The sequence below is a fragment of the Aestuariivirga litoralis genome (assembly GCF_003234965.1).
Lineage (GTDB): Bacteria > Pseudomonadota > Alphaproteobacteria > Rhizobiales > Aestuariivirgaceae > Aestuariivirga > Aestuariivirga litoralis.
Genome location: NZ_QKVK01000002.1, coordinates 359,631 through 377,853, shown reverse-complemented (window position 1 = coordinate 377,853; position 18,223 = coordinate 359,631). Strand labels below are relative to the sequence as shown.

Sequence of the window (18,223 nt, the reverse complement as noted above, 5' to 3'; positions counted from 1 at the left end):
TGCACCGCCATTCAGCCGTCACCCCGGCGAAGGCCGGGGTCCAGCTTCGGGCGTCAGAACCTGTTGAAGGCTGGGTCCCGACCTTCGCCGGGATGACAGTGGGAGGGGGAACGTGGCCCGGTGCCGCCCTCTCAGCGCATCATGCGCGGGCTCGGCCCGCGTATCCTTGGGGCTGGCAAAAGGATGGCCGGGTCAAGCCCGGCCATGATGGGTTATGTGTTGGGTTGCGTGATGGGTTGCGTGATGGGCTATGAAAATGGGGCTCTGTCTCACCCGCCCTGGATGCGTGGCAGGAGATAGATCTCCGAACCCTCCGGCAGTTCCTTGCCCCAGTCATCACGATAGATGCGGCCATCGATGGAGACCGCGACGCCGCGTGCGATGTGGGGGGCCATGCCGGGATAGGTGTCCTCGAGCTTGCGGAAGAGCTCGCGGATGGTCTTGGCATCGACTGAAACGACGGACGCTCCGCCCGCTGCCGGACGGAGCGCCCCCCAAAGGTGTATCTCGGCCAAATCAGCCGTTCTTTGCCGCCTCGAGCGCCTTGAGGACGCGCGGGGGCGACATGGGAACATGCGTCATGCGGACGCCGAAGGCGTTCGACATGGCGTTGGCGATGGCGGCGAGCGGCGGGACGATCGAGGTTTCGCCAACGCCGCGCACGCCATAGGGGTGGTTGGGGTTGGGAATCTCGAGGATCTGCGTGTCGATCATCGGCAGGTCGGAGCACACCGGGATGCGGTAGTCGAGGAAGCCCGGGTTCTGGAGCCGCCCGTCCTTGCCGTAGATGTATTCCTCGTTCAGCGCCCAGCCGATGCCCTGTGCCGCACCGCCCTGGTACTGGCCCTCGACATAGGTCGGGTGCACCGCCTTGCCGGCATCCTGGATGACCGTGTAGCGCACGATCTTCGAGCGGCCGGTTTCAGGGTCGACCTCGACGTCGGCGATGTGGGTCGCAAACGACACGCCCGCACCGTCGGCGACGATCTCGGAGTGGCCCGCGATGGGGCCGCCGGTGTTGCCGGCCGCCGCCGCGATCTCCTTGATCGAGAGGGGTGCGAGGTTGCCGTACTTGGAGCCGACCGCCTTGGCGTGGCCGTCTTCCCACTTCACGTCATCCACCGGGATTTCCCACATCTTGGCAGCGCGCTCACGCAGCACGGTGACCGCGTTGCGGGCGGCGAAGATGCCGGCCATCGAGGAGGAGAAGGTGCCGCGGCTGCCGTCGGTCATGTCATTGTGGCCGAGCGTGCCGGTGTCGGCGACGAGGCACTTGACCTGCTCGTAGGGAACACCCAGCTCCTCGGCGACGCAGAGTGCGAGGGACGCACGCGAGCCGCCGACGTCGACCGTGCCCACCGTCAGCGTCACCGAGCCGTCGGGCCCGATGTTGATGTCGGTGCAGGTCTGGCCGCCGAAGTTGAACCAGAAGCCGCAGGCCATGCCGCGACCCTGGTTCTTGCCCAGCGGCGCCTTCATGTGCGGGTGCTTCTTGGCCGCTTCCAGCGTGGCGCCGATGCCGATGGGCCCATAGACCGGGCCGTAGGAGGCGCGCGTACCCTGCTTCGCCGCGTTCTTGATGCGGAAGTCCACCTCGTTCATGCCGATCTTGTGGGCGAGCTCGTCCATGACGCTCTCGACCGCGAAGGCCGCCATGGGGGCCGAGGGCGCACGATAGGCCGCCGTCTTCGGGCGGTTCACCAGCACCTCATAGCCCACGGTGCGGACGTTCTTGAGGTCATAGCAGGCGAAGGCCGTCATGGCGCCGAGTTCGGCCCACATGCCGTAATACGGGCCGCAGGTGAAGCGCAGCGTCGCATCAGCGGCGACGATGGTGCCGTCCTTCTTGGCGCCGATCTTCACGTCGATGGACGTCGCCGAGGTCGGGCCTGAAGCGCGGAACACCTCGTCGCGCGTCATGGTGAGCTTCACCGGGCGGTTGGCCTTGCGCGACAGGGCAAGGGCAACGGGCTCGGCCCACACATGGGTCTTGCCGCCGAAGCCGCCGCCGATCTCGGACGACGTCACGCGCAGCTTGGAGACGTCCATGCCGAGCAGCATGGCGCAGTGGTTGCGGTAGACGAAGTGGCCCTGGGTGCAGACCCAGAGTTCGCCGGTGCCATCGGGCGACACGGAGGCCACACAGGCATGCGGCTCGATGTAGCCCTGGTGCGTCTGCTCGGTGCGGAAGGAGCGGGTGACGATGACATCCGCCTCCTTGAATCCGGCATCGACGTCGCCGTGGCCGAACTCGGTGCGCTTGGCGATGTTGGAGGGCTTGGTGGGCTTGGGCTCGACGCCTTCGGTGATGTTCTTCGGGTTCACCAGGGGGGCGCCGGGCTTCACCGCCTCATCGACGTCGGTGACGTGCTTCAGCACCTCGTAGTCGACCTTGATGAGCTTCAGCGCGGCCCGCGCGGTTGCCGCATCGACCGCCGCGACGGCGGCCACGGCGTGGCCGTCATACTTGGCAACGCCGCGCGCCATGCAGTTTTCCAGGATGTCGTACATCGACTGGTCGCCGCCGGTGTGGTCCGGCATGTCGGCGAAGGTGATGACGGCCTTCACGCCCGCGAGCTTCTCGGCCTTGGACGTGTCGATCTTCTTGATCTTCGCATGCGCGTGTGGGCTGCGCAGCACGAGGCCGACGAGCTGGCCCGGCATGTTGAAGTCCGCGCCATAGCGCGCACGGCCCGTGACCTTGTCCAAGCCGTCGGGGCGCAGCGGGCGGGTGCCCACGCGCTTGAAGTCGGTCTTGGTCAGGATCGGGTCATGGATGACGGTGGGCGTCACGTGGTTCGGCGCGTCCTCGAAGGGATGGGCCGTGGTGCTTTCGGATGCCATTGTCTTAACCCCTCATTACCTTGGCGGCGTCCTGGACGGCGCGCACGATCTTGTCATATCCGGTGCAGCGGCAGAGATTGCCGGCGAGACCGAAGCGGATTTCTTCTTCCGTGGGATCCGGGTTCTTCTCGAGCAGCGCCTTGGCCGCCATCAGGAAGCCCGGCGTGCACACGCCGCACTGGAGGGCGGCATGCTCGAGGAACTTTGTCTGCAGCGGGTGGAGCTCGGTGCCGTGGGCGAGGCCCTCGACCGTCTCGATCTCGCGGCCTTCGGCCTCGACGCCGAGCACGAGGCAGGAGCAGACGACGCGGCCATCGACCTGCACCGAGCAGGCGCCGCAGTCACCCGTGCCGCAGCCTTCCTTGGCGCCCGAAAGGCCAAGGCGGTTACGCAGCACGTCCAAGAGCGACTCGTTCGGCTCGCAGGCGAACTCCACGTTGTCGCCGTTGATGGTGGTGGAAACGAGAACGGCCATATCACTTACCTCCTGCGCGCTTGTAGGCGATCTGCGCGGCGCGCTTGGCCAGCACGGCAGCAACCTTGGTGCGGAACTCGATGGTGCCGCGCTTGTCGTCGATGGGGGAGCAGGCAGCGGATGCGGCCTTGCCCAGCTTTTCGAGAGCAGCCTCATCGAGCTTGGTGCCGATGATGGCCTTGGCTGCCTCCTTCACGAGGCGCACCGTCGGCGCGACGGCGCCGAGCGCCACGCGGGCGTCCTTGATCACGCCCTTGTCGCCGAGCGTCAGGCTGACGCCAGCGGAGACCACCGCGATGTCCATCTCGGTGCGCGGGATGAAGCGGAGATAGGCATCACCCGACTTGCCCTTGCGGGCGGGAAGCTCGATCGCCTCGATGAGCTCGCCCTTCTTCAGCGAATTCCTGCCGGGGCCGACCGGAATGTCCTCGACGGCCACCTTGCGCTTGCCCCTGGGGCCCTGGATCACGGCCTTGGCGCCGGCGGCGACGAGGGCCGGGACGCTGTCGGCGGCGGGCGACGAATTGCACAGGTTGCCGGTGACGGTGCAGCGGCTCTGGACCTGCTTCGAGCCGATGAGGCCGGCGGCCTCCACCACACCCGGCCAGGCCTTGATCAGGGCCTTGTTCTCGTTCATCTCGGCGCAGGAGACGGCGGCGCCGATGGTGAATCCGCTCGCCGTCTTCTTGATCTCGCGCATCGGCTTGATGCGCTTGATGTCGACGACGAGATCGGGCTCGACGAACCCGCCCTTCATGCGGACGAGCAGGTCGGAACCGCCCGCCAGCACATAGGCGCTCCCCTTGGCCTTGGCGAGCAGGCCGACTGCCGCCTTGGTGGTTTCTGGTGCTTCATATTGCATGTTGCGTCACCTGTTTGAATTTCGCCGCGCATTTTGGGCCAGCCCACCCCCAAAGGTCAACCACCGTGGCGCGAATCCGGCATGTGCGCGGTGCAGGCGAGTGCGCCCTGCGGTCGTGACGGTTTGTTGACGCAGCGCCCGCCGGGGTGGAATGTCGCGGCCAAACAGCCAAACGGCGGGAATGGGCGGATGGGGGCGGAAAACACGATTGCAGGCGGCGCGGACGAGGCGCGGGTGAGGGCGCTTCCCCTGTGGAAAGGGCCCCTCACCGTCACGCCCCTGAAGGGCGGCGTGAGCAATGCCAGCTTCAAGGTCACTGATTCGACCGGGAGCTATGTCGCCCGGCTGGGCGGCGATTACCCCTTCCACCAAGTCTCACGCGAACGTGAAGCCATCGCGTCGCGTGCCGCCTTCGAGGCGGGGCTGTCGCCGGAGCTGGTCCATGCCGGGGACGGGGTCATGGTGATGCGCTTCATCGCGGCCCGGACCTATGCGGAGGCCGACGTGCGCGCCAATGCCGGCGCCTGTGTCGACATCCTCAAGCGCTGCCATGCCGAGATGGGCAAGCGCATCACGGGGCAGGGGGCGATCTTCTGGGTGTTCCAGATCCTGCGCGATTATGGCCGCACGCTCGAGCAGCACAACCACAGGCTTGCCCCGCACGTGCCGCAATGGATGGCTGTCGTCGACCGGCTGGAGGCCGCGCAGCTGCCGCTCCCCATCGTCTTCGGCCACCATGACATATTGCCCACCAACTTCATGGATGACGGCCAGAGGCTGTGGCTCATCGACTGGGAATATGGCGCCTTCGGCACCGCGATGTTCGACCTGGCCTCCATTGCGGCCAACAACTCCTTCGATGCGGGCGGCGAGAGGCTGATCCTCGAGCGCTATTTCGAAGCGGAACCGACGGAGGCCCTGTGGCGCGCCTTCCATGCCATGAAGGCAGCGAGCGCGCTGCGCGAGGCGGTGTGGGGCATGATCTCGGAACTCTTCCTCGCCGCGCCCGGCGTGGATTACGTCGCCTATGCGAAAGAATATCTGGGCCGCTTCGAGGCAGTCCATGCTGAGTATGTGAAGACTTACGGAGCCTGACCCGCATGAACCGCAGCGACTGCCAAGCCCTCGACGCGCAAGACCCCTTGAAGCACAAGCGCGCCGCCTTCTCGATCCCCGAAGGCATGATCTATCTCGACGGCAATTCGCTGGGCGTGCTGCCTGTCAATGTTCCCAAGCGCGTGGCCGAGGTGGCAGAGAAGCAGTGGGGCCAGACGCTCATCAAGTCGTGGAACGAGCATGGCTGGTTCCATTTGCCGCAGAAGATCGGCGACCGCATCGCCAGGCTCATCGGCGCGCCCGCCGGCAGCGTGATCGCGGGCGACACCATCTCGGTCAACTTGTTCAAGCTGCTGGGGGCGGCGGCGAAGCTGAACCCGTCGCGCCGCGTGATCCTCTCCGACAACGGTAACTTCCCCTCCGACCTCTACGTGGCGCAAGGCTTCCGCGACCTGATGGATGACGGCTACGTGCTGAAGGTGGTCGATCCCGAACAGGTGATGGACGCGATCGACGAGACCGTGGCCTTCACCATGATCACCGAGGTCGACTACCGCTCGGCACGCCTCCACGACATGAAGGCGGTGACGAGCCGCGCGCATGAGAAGGGTGCGCTGACCATCTGGGACCTCGCCCATTCGGCCGGTGCCACGCCCGTTCAGCTTGCCGCCTGCGACGCCGACTTCGCGCTGGGCTGCACCTACAAATACCTGAACGGCGGTCCGGGCGCCCCCGCCTTCCTCTATGTGAAGCCGGAGCTGCAGGACCGCGTGCAGCCGCCGCTCGCCGGCTGGTGGGGCCATGCGGCACCCTTCGCCTTCGACCTCGACTACCGGCCGCACCCCGGCATCATCCGCAACCAGTGCGGCACGCAGCCCATGCTGTCGATGGCCGCCCTCGATGCGGCGTTGGACGTGTGGGACGATGTCGACATGAACGTGCTGCGCCAGAAGTCCCTCGCCCTGTGCAAGGCCTTCATCGACCTGGTCGAGAGCCGCCTCGCGTCGCATGGCGTGACGGTGGAAGGCCCGCGCGACATGGCGCGGCGCGGCAGCCACGTCTCCATCCACCATCCGCAGGGCTATGCCGTGATGCAGGCGCTGATCGCCGCCAATGTGGTGGGCGACTTCCGCGCGCCGGACATGATGCGCTTCGGCTTCACGCCGCTCTACACGAGCTTCACGGAGGTGTGGGACGCCGTCGACATCCTCGCCCGCATCCTCGACAAGGCTGAGTGGAACCAGCCGCAGTTCCTGGCCCGGAAGGCCGTCACGTGATCATCGACATCACTCAAGGGCTGTCGCCCGGCATGGCGGGTTTTCCGGGCGACGCGGCCTACGCCGAGGGCTGGACCTTCCGCCTCGGCCCCGACTGCCCGGTGAACGTCTCGCGCGTCAGCTTCTCGGTCCATTGCGGCACGCATGCCGATGCGCCGCTGCATTATGACGCGCAGGGTGCGGCTGCTGCGGCCCTGCCGCTCGAACCCTATATCGGCCCGTGCCGCGTCATCGACGCGCGCGGGGCGGGGCCGGTCTGCGAGCCTGCGCAGATTGCTGCTGCACTGACCGATGCCCCGCCGCGCATCCTGCTGCGGCTGATGGACCGGCTCGATCCCAAGGTATGGCCCACCGGTTTCCGCGCGCTGGCGCCGGAGACAGTGGATCTGCTGGCATCGAAGGGCGTGAGGCTGGTGGGCATCGACACGCCCTCGGTCGACCCCGAAACATCGAAGACGCTCGCCGCGCACCATGCCTGCCGCGCGGCGGACATGCGGATCCTCGAAAACCTCGTGCTGTCGTATGTCGAGCCGGGGGACTATGAGCTCATCGCCCTGCCGCTGAAATTCGAGAACCTGGATGCAAGCCCGGTGCGCGCCGTGCTTCGGCGCTAGGCCAGCACGAAGCGCCCCTTGGCTTCCCCCACCGCCCGCGTGATCGCGGCATAGACTTCCGCCACGCGGCGCGTGTCATGCGTGTCCGGGTGCGACATCAGCCAGTAGGTGCGCGTGAAGCGCAGTTCCGGCAGCAGCCGCCGCAGCTCGGGATATTGCACGGCGGCATAATCATGCAGGATGCCCACGCCATGGCCGGCGCGCACGGCTTCCATCTGGGCTACCACGCTGCCGCACTCATAGTGCCGCTTCATGCGCTTGCCGAGTTCCGCCGCATAGTCCAGCGCGCGGGAATAGACGAAGTCCTCGACATGGGTGACGAAGAGATGGCCGTCGAGATCATCGACGGATGCGATGGCCCCGCGCTGGTCGAGATAGGATTTCGCCGCATAGACGCTGAGCGAATAGTCGGTGAGCTTTCTGACGATCAGCCGCCCCTGCTTCGGCCGGTCCAGCGTCACCACGATGTCGGCCTCGCGGCGCGACAGCGAGAAGGTACGCGGCAGCGGCACGAGCTGGATGGTGAGGTCCGGGTGCAGCTCCGCCAGTGCGCCCAGCGTGCGCGACAGGAAATAATTGCCCAGGCCATCGGGCGCGCCGACGCGCACCGTGCCGGTCAGCGCCTCGGTGGCGCCCGACAGGCGCGTGCCGGCCTGGAGGAGCTCCGACTCGACCTTCTCGGCCGCGCGCATCAGCACCTCGCCGGCCTGGGTGAGGACGCAGCCATTGGTCTGGCGCTCGACAAGGGCCGTGCCGAGCTCCTCCTCCAGCGCGGTGAGCTGGCGGCCGACAGTGGCGTGGTTGAGCCCCAAGTGCCTGGCGGCACCTAAGATTTGCCCCGAGCGGGCGACGGCGAGGAAGATGCGGATGCGGTCCCAGTCCATGCTGGTACTTTAATTTCTGCACATCGAAAGCGCAATCCTGTCCATTGCTGTGCAGATTTCAGAGGCGCATAGGGGGGCATCAATTCAGGAGGACTCCCCATGGCGAAGACCATTCCGTTCTACATCAACGGCACCGAAGTGACCGGCAAGGGCCGCACCGCCGCCGTATTCAACCCGGCGACGGGCGAGCAGTCGGGCTCCGTCTCGCTTGCCTCCACGGCCGAGGTGAACGAGGCCATCGCTGTCGCCAGGAAAACCTTCCCCGGCTGGGCCGCCACCCCGCCGCTGCGCCGCGCCCGCATCCTCAACAAGTTTCTGCGCATCCTCGAGGAGCGCACCGACGAGCTCGCCGCCGTCATCACCGCCGAGCACGGCAAGGTGCTGTCGGATGCCAAGGGCGAGATCCAGCGCGGCGCCGAGGTCGTGGAATTCGCCACCGCCGCACCGCAGCTCCTGAAGGGTGAAGTCACCGAGAATGTCGGCACCCGCGTCGACAGCCATTCGCTGCGCCAGCCGCTGGGCGTCGTCGCCGGCATCACGCCCTTCAACTTCCCGGCCATGGTGCCGATGTGGATGTTCCCGGTCGCACTCGCCGCGGGCAACTGCTTCATCCTGAAGCCCTCGGAGCGTGATCCGTCCGCCTCGCTGCTGCTCGCGAAGTGGCTCACGGAGGCGGGCCTGCCTGATGGCGTGTTCAACGTCGTCCATGGCGACAAGGAGGCGGTCGATGCCATCCTCCACTCGCCCGACATCCAGGCGGTGAGCTTCGTGGGCTCCACCCCCATCGCGCGCTACATCTATGAAACCGCCGCCCGCACCGGCAAGCGCTGCCAGGCGCTTGGCGGGGCCAAGAACCACATGATCATCATGCCCGATGCCGACATGGACCAGGCGGTCGATGCGCTGATGGGTGCGGCCTATGGCTCCGCCGGCGAGCGCTGCATGGCGATCTCGGTCGCCGTGCCGATCGGCCAGAAGACGGCGGATGCGCTGATCGCCAAGCTCGAGCCCAAGGTGCGGGCGCTGAAGGTCGGCCCCGGCACGGACCCCGAAGCCGAAATGGGCCCGCTGGTGACGAAGCAGCACCAGGAGAAGGTGAAGGGCTACATCGATGCGGGTGTTGCCGAAGGTGCGAAGCTCGTGGTCGATGGCCGCGGCCTCAAGCTGCAGGGCTATGAGAACGGCTATTTCGTCGGCGGCACGCTGTTCGACAACGTGACGCCGGAGATGAAGATCTACAAGGAAGAGATCTTCGGACCCGTGCTCTCGGTCGTGCGCGCCAAGACCTATGAGGAGGCCGCGACCATGATCAATGAACACGAATACGGTAACGGCACCGCCATCTTCACCCGCGACGGCGACGCGGCGCGCGAATTCGCGCACCAGATCCAGGTCGGCATGGTGGGCATCAACGTGCCGATCCCGGTGCCCATGGCCTTCCACTCCTTCGGCGGCTGGAAGTCGTCCCTCTTCGGCGACCACCACATGCACGGGCCGGAAGGCATCCGCTTCTACACCAGGCTCAAGACCATCACCTCGCGCTGGCCCACGGGCATCCGCTCCGGCGCCGACTTCGTCATGCCGACGATGAAGTGACGCCCGCGCAGCGGGCCTCATCCCCGGGCTCCGACCCGGGGATCTGCATCGGGGTCCTTCACCCTCACACCTCATCATGCCCGGGCTCGTCCCGGGCATCCTCTTTGGGGCCGCCAAAAGGATGCGCGGGACGAGCCCGCGCATGATGATCTGAATTGTTTCGGAGGCGGCATTGCCTGTGGTCGATCTTCTTTCCCTCCGCTAATCTCGCCACAAAGGGGAGACGCGCATGAGCATCGGGGTCGGCATCATCGGGACAGGCATCATGGGGGCGGACCATGCGCGCATCTTCGCTGGCCAGATCGCCGGCGCGCATCTGGTGGCGATCTCGGATGCCGACGAAGCACGCGCCGGGGCCGTGGCGCGGGAGACGGGGGCCGCGCGTGCAACGAGCGACGCGCTTGCTGTCATCAACGATCCCGCCGTCGACGCCGTGCTGATCGCCTCGCCCGATGCCACCCATGCCGACTTCGCCATCGCCTGCATCAAGGCCGGCAAGCCGGTGCTGTGCGAGAAGCCCTTGGCGCCCACGGCGGCGGAAGGCCTGCGGGTGATCGAGGCCGAGGTCGCCGCGGGCAGGCGCCTCGTGCAGCTCGGCTACATGCGCCGCTTCGACCCCGGCTATGTCGAGATGAAGGGCCTGCTCGACTCCGGCCGCTATGGCGAAGCGCTGGCCTTCCACTGCGTGCACCGCAATGCCTCTGCGCCTGCGCATTTCGATTCCGCCGCGGCCATCGTCAGCTCCTGCGGGCACGAGGTGGATGTCTCGCGCTTCGTGCTCTCGGCGGAGCTCGCCTCGGTGCAGGTGCTGAAGGCGAAGCGTTCGCGCCACGCGACATTCGACGATCCGATGCTCGTCGTGTTCGAGACCGACAAGGGCCAGCTGGTCGACGTCGAACTCTTCATCAACGCGCAATATGGCTATGACGTGAAGGGCGAACTGGTCTGCGAGACGGGCACCATTTCCTTTGGCCCGACACTCAACACCGACATTCGCGCCAATGGCGTTCACGCCACCTCGCTCGCCCCCGACTGGCGTCCGCGCTTCGCGGCGGCCTACCGCATCCAGAACCAGGCCTGGATCAGGTCGATCGCTTCGGGCGTGCCGGTGGGGTCGAGTGCGTGGGACGGCTATGTGGCGACCACCGTGACGGATGCGGGAGTGAAGTCGCTGAAGACGGGAGAGACGGTGGCGATCGGCTATGAGAAGAGGCCGGGGCTGTATTCCTGATTGCCCGTAACACCCCCCCCCCCTTTGTTTCGTCATCCCGGCGAAAGCCGGGACCCCGCTTTCCTTCCGTCATGCTGATCCAAAGCGGGGCCCCGGCTTTCGCCGGGGTGACGGCCTTGGGGGAGCAAACGTAGCAGCGCCCTACGGCAAATTATCCCGCAGGAAGATATCGATCCTGATCCGCTCCTGGCTCTCGATCAGCGGCACGTTGTCGGCCTTGGCGATCAGCACGCGGATGGCGGAGCGCACTTCGTGGCCGGGGTCCTGGTTGATCACCGCGTCGATGGTGCCGCGGATCAGCGCCTTGCGGTTGGCGTCCGACAGGTCATGGCCCAGCAGCACCACGTCCTTCGCCCGGCCCGCGGCTTCCAGCGCCGAGACGATGCCGCGCGTGCCGCCGCCGACATTGTAGATGCCGACGAGATCGTGATGCTCGGCGAGGAGCTGTGCGGTCATCTCCTCGAGCTTCCTCCAGTCGTCGCGCGACTCGCGCACCGGCAGCACCTGCAGGTTTGGGTATTCATGCGTCAGCACCTGCTCGAAGCCGAACTGGCGCTCGATGTGGTCACGCAATGCGAGGGACCCGGCGATGAGGCCCACCTTGCCGGTCAGCCCCCGCAGGAAGCGGCCCATCAGGCTCGCCGCGGTGCGCCCGGCAGACGAATTGTCGATGCCGGCATAATGCATGCGCTTCGAGCCTGGCACGTCGGAGACGAGCGTCACCACGGTGACGCCGCGGGCGGCCAGCGCATTGATCGCCTCGCGCACCGCGGGATGGTCCAATGCCGCCACGGCCACGCCGTCATGCACGTCGCCGATCGAATCGAGGGTCGAAGCCAGGAGTTCGCCGTCGAAGACGTCGACGCGCTTCACGGTGATGGCCACGCGCTCGCCCGCCATGCGCTCCGCCATGGTGCGCACTTCCTCGTTGATGCGCTCCCAGAAATCGCCCGCCCGGTCGGGCAGCACAAAGCAGAAGCGGTATTCGCGCGAACGGGCAAGCCGCGCCGCGATGCGGTCCGGCTGGTAGTTGAGGTCCCTGATCGCGGTCTCGACCTTGTTGACGGTGACGCTCCTGACGCCGGGACGGCGGTTCAGCACCCGGTCGACGGTCGCAACGCTCACGCCCGCCACGCGGGCCACATCCTGGATGGTCACCTTAGCCATGAGGGATTGATAGAGGGATGCTGCGCTTTCTGCAACACGCACCTCAGAATCCGGATGCGAAAGCCTCGCGGACGGGCTAACCAAGCACCATGCCCAAGACAGCAAAGCTCGCCGCCGACATTGGCGGCACCTTCACCGACATCGTGCTGGAGGACGGCGCCAAGCGCTGGTCCGGCAAGGTGCTGACCACCACCGATGCGCCGGAACTGGGCGTGATCGAGGGCATCGGGCTGGTGCTGGAGGCCTCGGGCCTGAAGCCGCAGGACATCGGCGTCTTCATCCATGGCACCACGCTCGCCACCAATGCACTGATCGAGCGCAAGGGTGCAAAGACGGCCTTCATCACCACCGAGGGCTTCCGCGACATCATCGAACAGGGCTACGAGAAGCGCTTCGACCATTACGACCTGATGATCGACCGCCCGGTGCCGCTGGTGCCGCGCACGCTGCGCTTCGAGATCACCGAGCGCCTTGCCGCCGACGGCCGCGAGCTGCTGCCGCTGGACGAGGGCGCGGTGAAGAAGCTGGCGCAACGCATCATCGCCGAGGACGTCAAATCCGTCGCCATCGGCTTCCTCCATGCCTATGCGCATGACCGGCACGAGGCGCGGGTGCGCGAGCTGCTCACCAGGCTGCTGCCGCAGGACGTGACCGTCTGCATCTCCTCCGAGGTCGCCCCCGAGATCCGTGAATACGAGCGCTTCTCGACCACCGTCGCCAACGCCTATGTGCGCCCGCTGATGGCGAGCTATCTCTATCGCCTGCGCGACCAGCTGAAGGCGATGAAGCTGTCGGCCCCGCTGTTCCTGATGATGTCCGGCGGCGGGTTGACGACGCTGGAGACGGCGGCGCGCTTCCCCATCCGCCTCGTGGAATCAGGCCCCGCCGGTGGCGCGATCCTCGCGAGCCAGATCGCAGCGGAATGCGCGCTGCCGCATGTCCTTTCCTTCGACATGGGCGGCACCACGGCGAAGATCTGCCTCTTGACCGATGGCGAGCCGGAGCGCGCACGGAAGTTCGAGATCGCACGCGCCTATCGCGACATGAAGGGCTCCGGCATCCCTGTCCGCATTCCCGTCATCGAGATGGTGGAGATCGGTGCCGGTGGCGGCTCCATCGCGCGCGTCGACAAGCTGTCGCGCATCACCGTGGGGCCGGACAGCGCTGGCTCGACTCCGGGCCCCGTCTGCTATGGCCGCGGCGGCACCGAGCCCGCGGTGACGGATGCGAACCTCGCACTCGGCAAGATCGACCCCGCCTATTTCGCCGGCGGCAAGATCGCGCTCGACGAAGCCGCGGCCAAGGCTGCCCTGCAGAAGAATATCGGCGCGAAGCTGGGCCTCAAGGACTTCTGGCCTGCCGCGGGCGTCACCGAGATCGTCGAAGAGAACATGGCCAATGCGGCGCGCGTGCATGCGATCGAGCGCGGGCATGACATCGCTGCCTGCACCATGATCGCCTTTGGCGGCGGCGCGCCGCTCCATGCCTGCAGGCTCGCCGAGAAGGTGGGGGTCGACACCATCATCGTGCCGAAGGGCGCGGGCGTCGGCTCCGCCATCGGCTTCCTGCGCGCGCCCGTGGCCTATGAGATCACCAAGAGTGCGGTCGTCTCGCTCGAGAATTTCGACGCCGCGCGCGTCAACAGGCTGCTCGCGGCGATGACGGCGGATGCCCGCGCCGTGGTGCAGCCCGCCCTCGGCAAGGCCAAGCCCACCGTGCAGGTCATCGCCGACTGCCGCTACATCGGCCAGGGCCACGAAATCCGCGTGCCCGTGCCGGTGAGGAAGCTGATGCCAGCCGATGGCGCGAAGCTGAAGGCCGCCTTCGAAAAGCTCTACGAGCAGGTCTATGGCCTGCGCATCCCCAACCAGGAGGCGGAGGCGATCACCTGGTCGGTCACCGTGTCGTCGCAGGCGAAGAAGCCGAAGCGTGCGGCGAAGGCCACGAAGAAGGCAGCACCCAAGCCACGTTCGAAGCGCACGATCTATGATCCGGCTCTCGGCAGGCAGGTTGCAGCGCCCGTCTACTGGCGCTTCGACATGAAGCCCGGTGCGGCCATCAAGGGCCCCGCCATCATCGCCGAGGACGAAACCTCGACCATCGTGGGCGCCAATTTCACGGCGTCAGTCAATTCGCTGGGCTACATCATTCTGGAGCGCCGCCGATGAGCAGGACTGCAAGCAGGGACGCACTCGCCGCCATCCGCACGCAGGTCATGTGGAACCGCCTGATCGCGGTGGTGGAGGAACAGGCGCAGTCGCTGCTGCGCACCGCCTTCGGCACCATCACGCGCGAGGCGGGCGACCTCTCCGCCGGCGTTTACGATGTGAATGGCAACATGATCGCCCAGGCTATGACGGGCACGCCCGGCCACGTCAACACCATGGCCACGGCGGTCGCGCACTTCTTCAAGCATTATCCGCAGTCGACGATGAAGCCGGGCGATGTCTTCATCACCAATGATCCGTGGCTCGGCACCGGGCACCTCTTCGACTACGTGATGATGACGCCGGTGTTCCTGGGCAAAAAGCTCGTGGCCTTCTTCGCGTCCACCTGCCACGTCATCGACGTGGGGGGCGTGGGCATGACGGCCAAGGCGAACTCCTCCTTCGAGGAAGGCACACTGATCCCGCACCTCAAAGTCAGGAAGGAGGGCAGGCTCAACGAGGAACTGCTCTCGGTGATCCTCGCCAATTCGCGTTCGCCTGTGGAAGTGCGCGGCGATATCCTCTCGCTGGTGAGCGCCAACGACACGGGTGCGCGCCGCCTCGTCGACATGATGAAGGAGTTCAGCCTCACCTCATTGGATGCGCTGGCGAAGCACATCCTCAGGCAGTCCGAGAAGGGCGCGCGCGAGGCGATCAAGGCGCTGCCCGAGGGCGAATGGTCCTACGAGATGCCGCTCGACGGCTATGAGCGCGAGCTCACCCTCAAGTCGAAGCTCATCATCAAGGGCGGCAAGATCACGGTCGACTTCTCAGGGAGTTCGCCCGCCTCGCTCTTCGGCATCAACAGCCCGCGTACCTACACCCATGCCTACGCGGTGTTCGGCCTGAAGGCGGTGATCGCACCGCATGTGCCGAACAACATCGGCTCCCTCTCCTGCTTCGACCTCGTCACCGAGCCCGGCACCATCGTGGACCCGATCCGCCCCTCGCCCGTGACGGCGCGCCACGTGATCGGCCAGATGCTGGCCGACAGCGTCTTCGGCTGCCTCGCCCAGGCGCTGCCCGGCACGGTGCAGGCGGAAAGCGCCGGCCCGATCTGGATCCTGTCGCTTTACTCCGCCCACGGACGGGTTCCGCCGGAGCAGACGGCGAAGGCGAAGAATTTTGCGGTGATCAACATGGGCCTCGGCGGCATCGGCGGCAGGCCCGGCAAGGACGGGCTGGCCACCACCGCCTTCCCCTCGGGCGTGGGCACCATCCCCATCGAGGTGACGGAAACCCAGTGCCCGCTCTATTTCCGCCGCAAGCATTACCTTGCTGACTCGGGCGGCGCCGGCCAGTGGCGCGGCGGCGTCTCGCAGCGGATCGAGATCGCCAACACCGAGGACGCGCCGTTTGCGATTTCGGCCGCCACCTTCGACCGCGTCATCCACCCCGCGCAGGGTCGCGAGGGCGGCCAGCCCGGCTGCGTCGGCCTCGCGGCGCGCGGGTCGGGCTCGAAGCTCCCCGACAAGGGCATCCACATCATCGAGGCAGGCGACTCGCTGGTGCTTGAACTCCCCGGCGGCGGCGGCTTCGGCAGGCCCGACCGGCGCGACCGCGCGGCGCTGGAAGCGGATATCGCCGCCGGGCTGGTGACGGTGGAGGCGGCGCGCAGGGATTATGGCCATGAGGGCTGAGCGCGCTACTGCACCGTGCCGCGCGCATCGACCCTGACGGCGCCGAGCACCTCGCTGCCACGCACCAGCACGACCTTGTCGAACAGGTTGGTCACCGGGCAGACGTGGTTGGGCGTGATGCGGACGAGGTCGCCGACGCGCGGCTTGTGGTTGAGCCGCGAGATGTCGAGGAAGCCATGTTCCTCAGACATATTGTAGACCCGGGCGCCGGACAGCGCACGCACTTCGCCATAGCCTTCGAGCCCGACGAGATCGCTGGTGAGCGACTTCGAGCCCGCATCGATCATGGCGCGGTCGCCCGTCGGCACGCTGACCACGGTCGACAGCACCGTCAGCGCGCAATCATCCGGCGTGGCGGACCCCGCGGCGACTTGCATGCGGTCCATGTAGATATAGGTGCCGGCGCGATATTCGCTCACCTGCGCCAGCCCGTCGTCCTTCCACATGTCGGGCGAGCCGCCGGTGGAAACGGTGGGAACATCGAGGCCCGACGCCGCCAGCCCGGCCTGCGCCTCGCCAAGGAACTCTGCCATCTGCTGCCGGGCGCCGTTCTTCGGCAGCGTCATCAACCCGCCGAAGGCAAGGCCCGGCATGCGGTCGATGGCCTGCGCCAGGGCAATCGCCGCCGCGGGGCTCTGAACACCGTTGCGGGCGGCACCAGTGTCGCATTCGACCAGCACTTCGATGCCGCGGCCCGCCTGCGCCGCCGCCTGCGACAGGCCTTCGAGCACCGCCTCGTTGTCGGCCACCAGCTTGATGGCGGTGCGCCTGGCGAGGTCGGCGAGGCGGCCCAGCTTGTGGCCGCCCACCACGTTGAAGGTGAGCAGCATGTCGGTGATGCCGGCATCAGCCATCACCTCCGCCTCGCCCAGCTTCTGCACCGTGATGCCTTTCGCGCCGAGTTCGATCTGGGCCTTCGCCAGCGGCACAAGCTTGTGCGTCTTGATGTGGGGGCGGTTGGCGAGGCCCGCCTCGTCGCAGCGTTGCTGCCAGCGGCGCAGATTGCGCTCCACCACGTCGATGTCGATGACCGGAACGGGGGTTTCAAGATCCTCGAGCCGGCGGCCTGCATCCGCGAGGGTGAAATGAGCGAGCATGTCCATGGCGCGGATCATAGGGTGGTTCAGCTGCGGAGGGAACCGCCGCCAGCGCGAACCCGCTGCGCGCCCGGGGAGGGGCGGCGCAACGGAACGCTCAGGAATCCGCCCCGGCGACATGGCGCCCGATGTGCCACAGGCGCCGCCAGCTGCTGGGGCGTCCGGCCCATACCAGCAGCATGCGCGGATTGCGCCGCATCACGCCAAGGAAGTGCCGGGCCACGCCGGAATAGGTGGCGGGCGTTCCGCCGGGCATGCGGCGCGAGGCCAGCGCCTCGCCACGCGCATGGGTGCGAAGCCAGCGCTGGTGGACGCTGAGCCCCGCGGTGTTCCGGGCCTGGCGCGACAGCCGGAGTGCCAGTTCGATGTCATGCGGCGTGGCAGCAGGCTGCACCGCCGTGGCGATGAACCGGTCGATGGCGGGTGACACGCCGGGGCCCAGCCACGAGGCGTGCTCGAGGAACACTGCGGCCGACCCGTCATCCTGCACCCGCCGCAGGACGCCTTGCAGAACGTCGTCAGTGACGGGCAGTGCGCCCAGGGCCGCAGCGAGTTCGAGGAGGGCGAAGGCGGCCCGCGCCCCGCCCGGAGGGTGTGAGTAGAGCGGGTTGAGGAATGAAAAATACAGCAGGTCGGCCGCCGACAGGGCGCCGTCTTCACGCTGCGCCCAGGCGCTGTCGAACAGCGCTTCGGCGCTCGCCGCCGTTGCGAGGCGGCTGGTGTGGATGTGGCTTGGCAGGCTGTGCAGGTCCAGTTGCAGGCCGCTGGCGATTTCGATCGTCACCGCGTGGTCCTCGCCGGGCGAGGCTCCGGCCGTGCCGAGCGCGCGCGTCGCTGCCCTGATCTGGCTGGGCCGCACCCAGAGGTCGATATCGGCGATGGGCCGCAGGCCGGTGTCGGGCAGCAGGCGGCCCAGAAGGCCGCCGCTCTTGAACACCAGCGCATCGACGCCCGCGGCGCGCAGCGCGGCCAACGACCTTGCGGATTCAAGCAGGAACAGCCGGTTCCTCACCACGGTCTTGCGGTGAATGCCGCGCAGCACGTGCATGCTGTCGATTGCCCGGCCATCCTGCCGCCAGCGCTCGAAGGCCAGCGGCAGCAGGGTCCTTTCAAGGGGCGACAGATCGTCGGGCGCATGGATGCGCGGCGCCAGCAGCGACCAGCCGCTGTCGCTGCCCGGGCCGCCGAGGAAGGAGGTCAGCAGTGCCCTTGTGCCGGCCGTCTCGTCGCTCATTCCGTCTCCCGCGTCACGCGCCGGTGCCGCCTTGTGTGC

15 protein-coding genes are annotated in these 18,223 nt (G+C 67.1%); 7 read left to right on the top strand and 8 right to left on the bottom strand.

All coding sequences use genetic code 11. From position 1 onward, the window contains the following. Positions 1–269: 269 nt before the first annotated feature. The 4 genes from DK847_RS05735 to DK847_RS05720 are packed head-to-tail and all read right to left on the bottom strand — an operon-like array spanning position 270 to position 4,181. On the bottom strand, positions 270–515 hold the full coding sequence (locus DK847_RS05735; protein ID WP_111196739.1) for a MoaD/ThiS family protein: 246 nt from the start codon (positions 513–515) through the stop codon (positions 270–272). Between the two features lies 1 nt (position 516). After that, positions 517–2,844 (bottom strand): xanthine dehydrogenase family protein molybdopterin-binding subunit, encoded by a 2,328-nt coding sequence (locus tag DK847_RS05730; protein ID WP_111196737.1) that lies wholly within the window; start codon positions 2,842–2,844, stop codon positions 517–519. Positions 2,845–2,848: 4 nt separating this feature from the next. Then, on the bottom strand, positions 2,849–3,319 hold the full coding sequence (locus tag DK847_RS05725; protein WP_111196735.1) for a (2Fe-2S)-binding protein: 471 nt from the start codon (positions 3,317–3,319) through the stop codon (positions 2,849–2,851). A gap of 1 nt (position 3,320) precedes the next feature. Further along, complete coding sequence (locus tag DK847_RS05720; RefSeq protein ID WP_111196733.1) at positions 3,321–4,181, bottom strand: FAD binding domain-containing protein; 861 nt, start codon at positions 4,179–4,181, stop codon at positions 3,321–3,323. A 189-nt stretch (positions 4,182–4,370) separates the two neighbouring features. Here DK847_RS05720 and DK847_RS05715 point away from each other — a divergent pair, with 189 nt between their 5' ends. Genes DK847_RS05715 through kynB form a run of 3 tightly spaced genes read left to right on the top strand, consistent with a single transcriptional unit; the run spans position 4,371 to position 7,128 of the window. After that, on the top strand, positions 4,371–5,276 hold the full coding sequence (locus tag DK847_RS05715; protein ID WP_111196731.1) for a phosphotransferase: 906 nt from the start codon (positions 4,371–4,373) through the stop codon (positions 5,274–5,276). A gap of 5 nt (positions 5,277–5,281) precedes the next feature. Continuing rightward, positions 5,282–6,514, top strand: coding sequence for a kynureninase (kynU, locus tag DK847_RS05710; RefSeq protein ID WP_111196729.1), 1,233 nt, complete (start codon positions 5,282–5,284; stop codon positions 6,512–6,514). Then, positions 6,511–7,128, top strand: a complete 618-nt coding sequence (gene kynB, locus DK847_RS05705; RefSeq protein WP_245414533.1) for an arylformamidase — start codon at positions 6,511–6,513, stop codon at positions 7,126–7,128. The genes kynU and kynB overlap by 4 nt, the downstream gene beginning before the upstream one ends. Here kynB and DK847_RS05700 read toward each other — a convergent pair. Beyond that, positions 7,125–8,012, bottom strand: a complete 888-nt coding sequence (locus DK847_RS05700; RefSeq protein WP_111196727.1) for a LysR family transcriptional regulator — start codon at positions 8,010–8,012, stop codon at positions 7,125–7,127. The genes kynB and DK847_RS05700 overlap by 4 nt on opposite strands. Positions 8,013–8,111: 99 nt before the next feature. Here DK847_RS05700 and DK847_RS05695 point away from each other — a divergent pair, with 99 nt between their 5' ends. Together DK847_RS05695 and DK847_RS05690 are read left to right on the top strand one after the other, a co-directional pair. Continuing rightward, positions 8,112–9,608 carry a CoA-acylating methylmalonate-semialdehyde dehydrogenase gene (locus tag DK847_RS05695; protein WP_111196725.1) on the top strand — a complete coding sequence of 499 codons (1,497 nt, stop codon included), beginning with the start codon at positions 8,112–8,114 and terminating at the stop codon, positions 9,606–9,608. A gap of 229 nt (positions 9,609–9,837) precedes the next feature. Further along, on the top strand, positions 9,838–10,839 hold the full coding sequence (locus DK847_RS05690) for a Gfo/Idh/MocA family oxidoreductase (RefSeq protein ID WP_111196723.1): 1,002 nt from the start codon (positions 9,838–9,840) through the stop codon (positions 10,837–10,839). A gap of 141 nt (positions 10,840–10,980) precedes the next feature. On the opposite strand, the gene DK847_RS05685 is transcribed toward DK847_RS05690, so the two are convergent. Beyond that, entirely contained in the window at positions 10,981–12,006 is a 1,026-nt protein-coding gene (locus tag DK847_RS05685) for a LacI family DNA-binding transcriptional regulator (RefSeq protein ID WP_111196721.1), read from the bottom strand. A gap of 89 nt (positions 12,007–12,095) precedes the next feature. Between DK847_RS05685 and DK847_RS05680 the strand changes: the two genes are divergently transcribed. Both DK847_RS05680 and DK847_RS05675 read left to right on the top strand, forming a co-directional pair. Then, positions 12,096–14,174 (top strand): hydantoinase/oxoprolinase family protein, encoded by a 2,079-nt coding sequence (locus DK847_RS05680; RefSeq protein WP_111196719.1) that lies wholly within the window; start codon positions 12,096–12,098, stop codon positions 14,172–14,174. Beyond that, on the top strand, positions 14,171–15,853 hold the full coding sequence (locus DK847_RS05675; RefSeq protein WP_111196717.1) for a hydantoinase B/oxoprolinase family protein: 1,683 nt from the start codon (positions 14,171–14,173) through the stop codon (positions 15,851–15,853). The genes DK847_RS05680 and DK847_RS05675 overlap by 4 nt, the downstream gene beginning before the upstream one ends. Before the next feature lie 5 nt (positions 15,854–15,858). On the opposite strand, the gene DK847_RS05670 is transcribed toward DK847_RS05675, so the two are convergent. Both DK847_RS05670 and DK847_RS05665 read right to left on the bottom strand, forming a co-directional pair. Then, entirely contained in the window at positions 15,859–16,956 is a 1,098-nt protein-coding gene (locus DK847_RS05670) for an alanine racemase (protein WP_245414532.1), read from the bottom strand. 91 nt (positions 16,957–17,047) lie between these two features. Then, positions 17,048–18,184, bottom strand: a complete 1,137-nt coding sequence (locus DK847_RS05665; RefSeq protein ID WP_111196715.1) for a nucleotidyltransferase family protein — start codon at positions 18,182–18,184, stop codon at positions 17,048–17,050. Between the last annotated feature and the right edge of the window lie 39 nt (positions 18,185–18,223).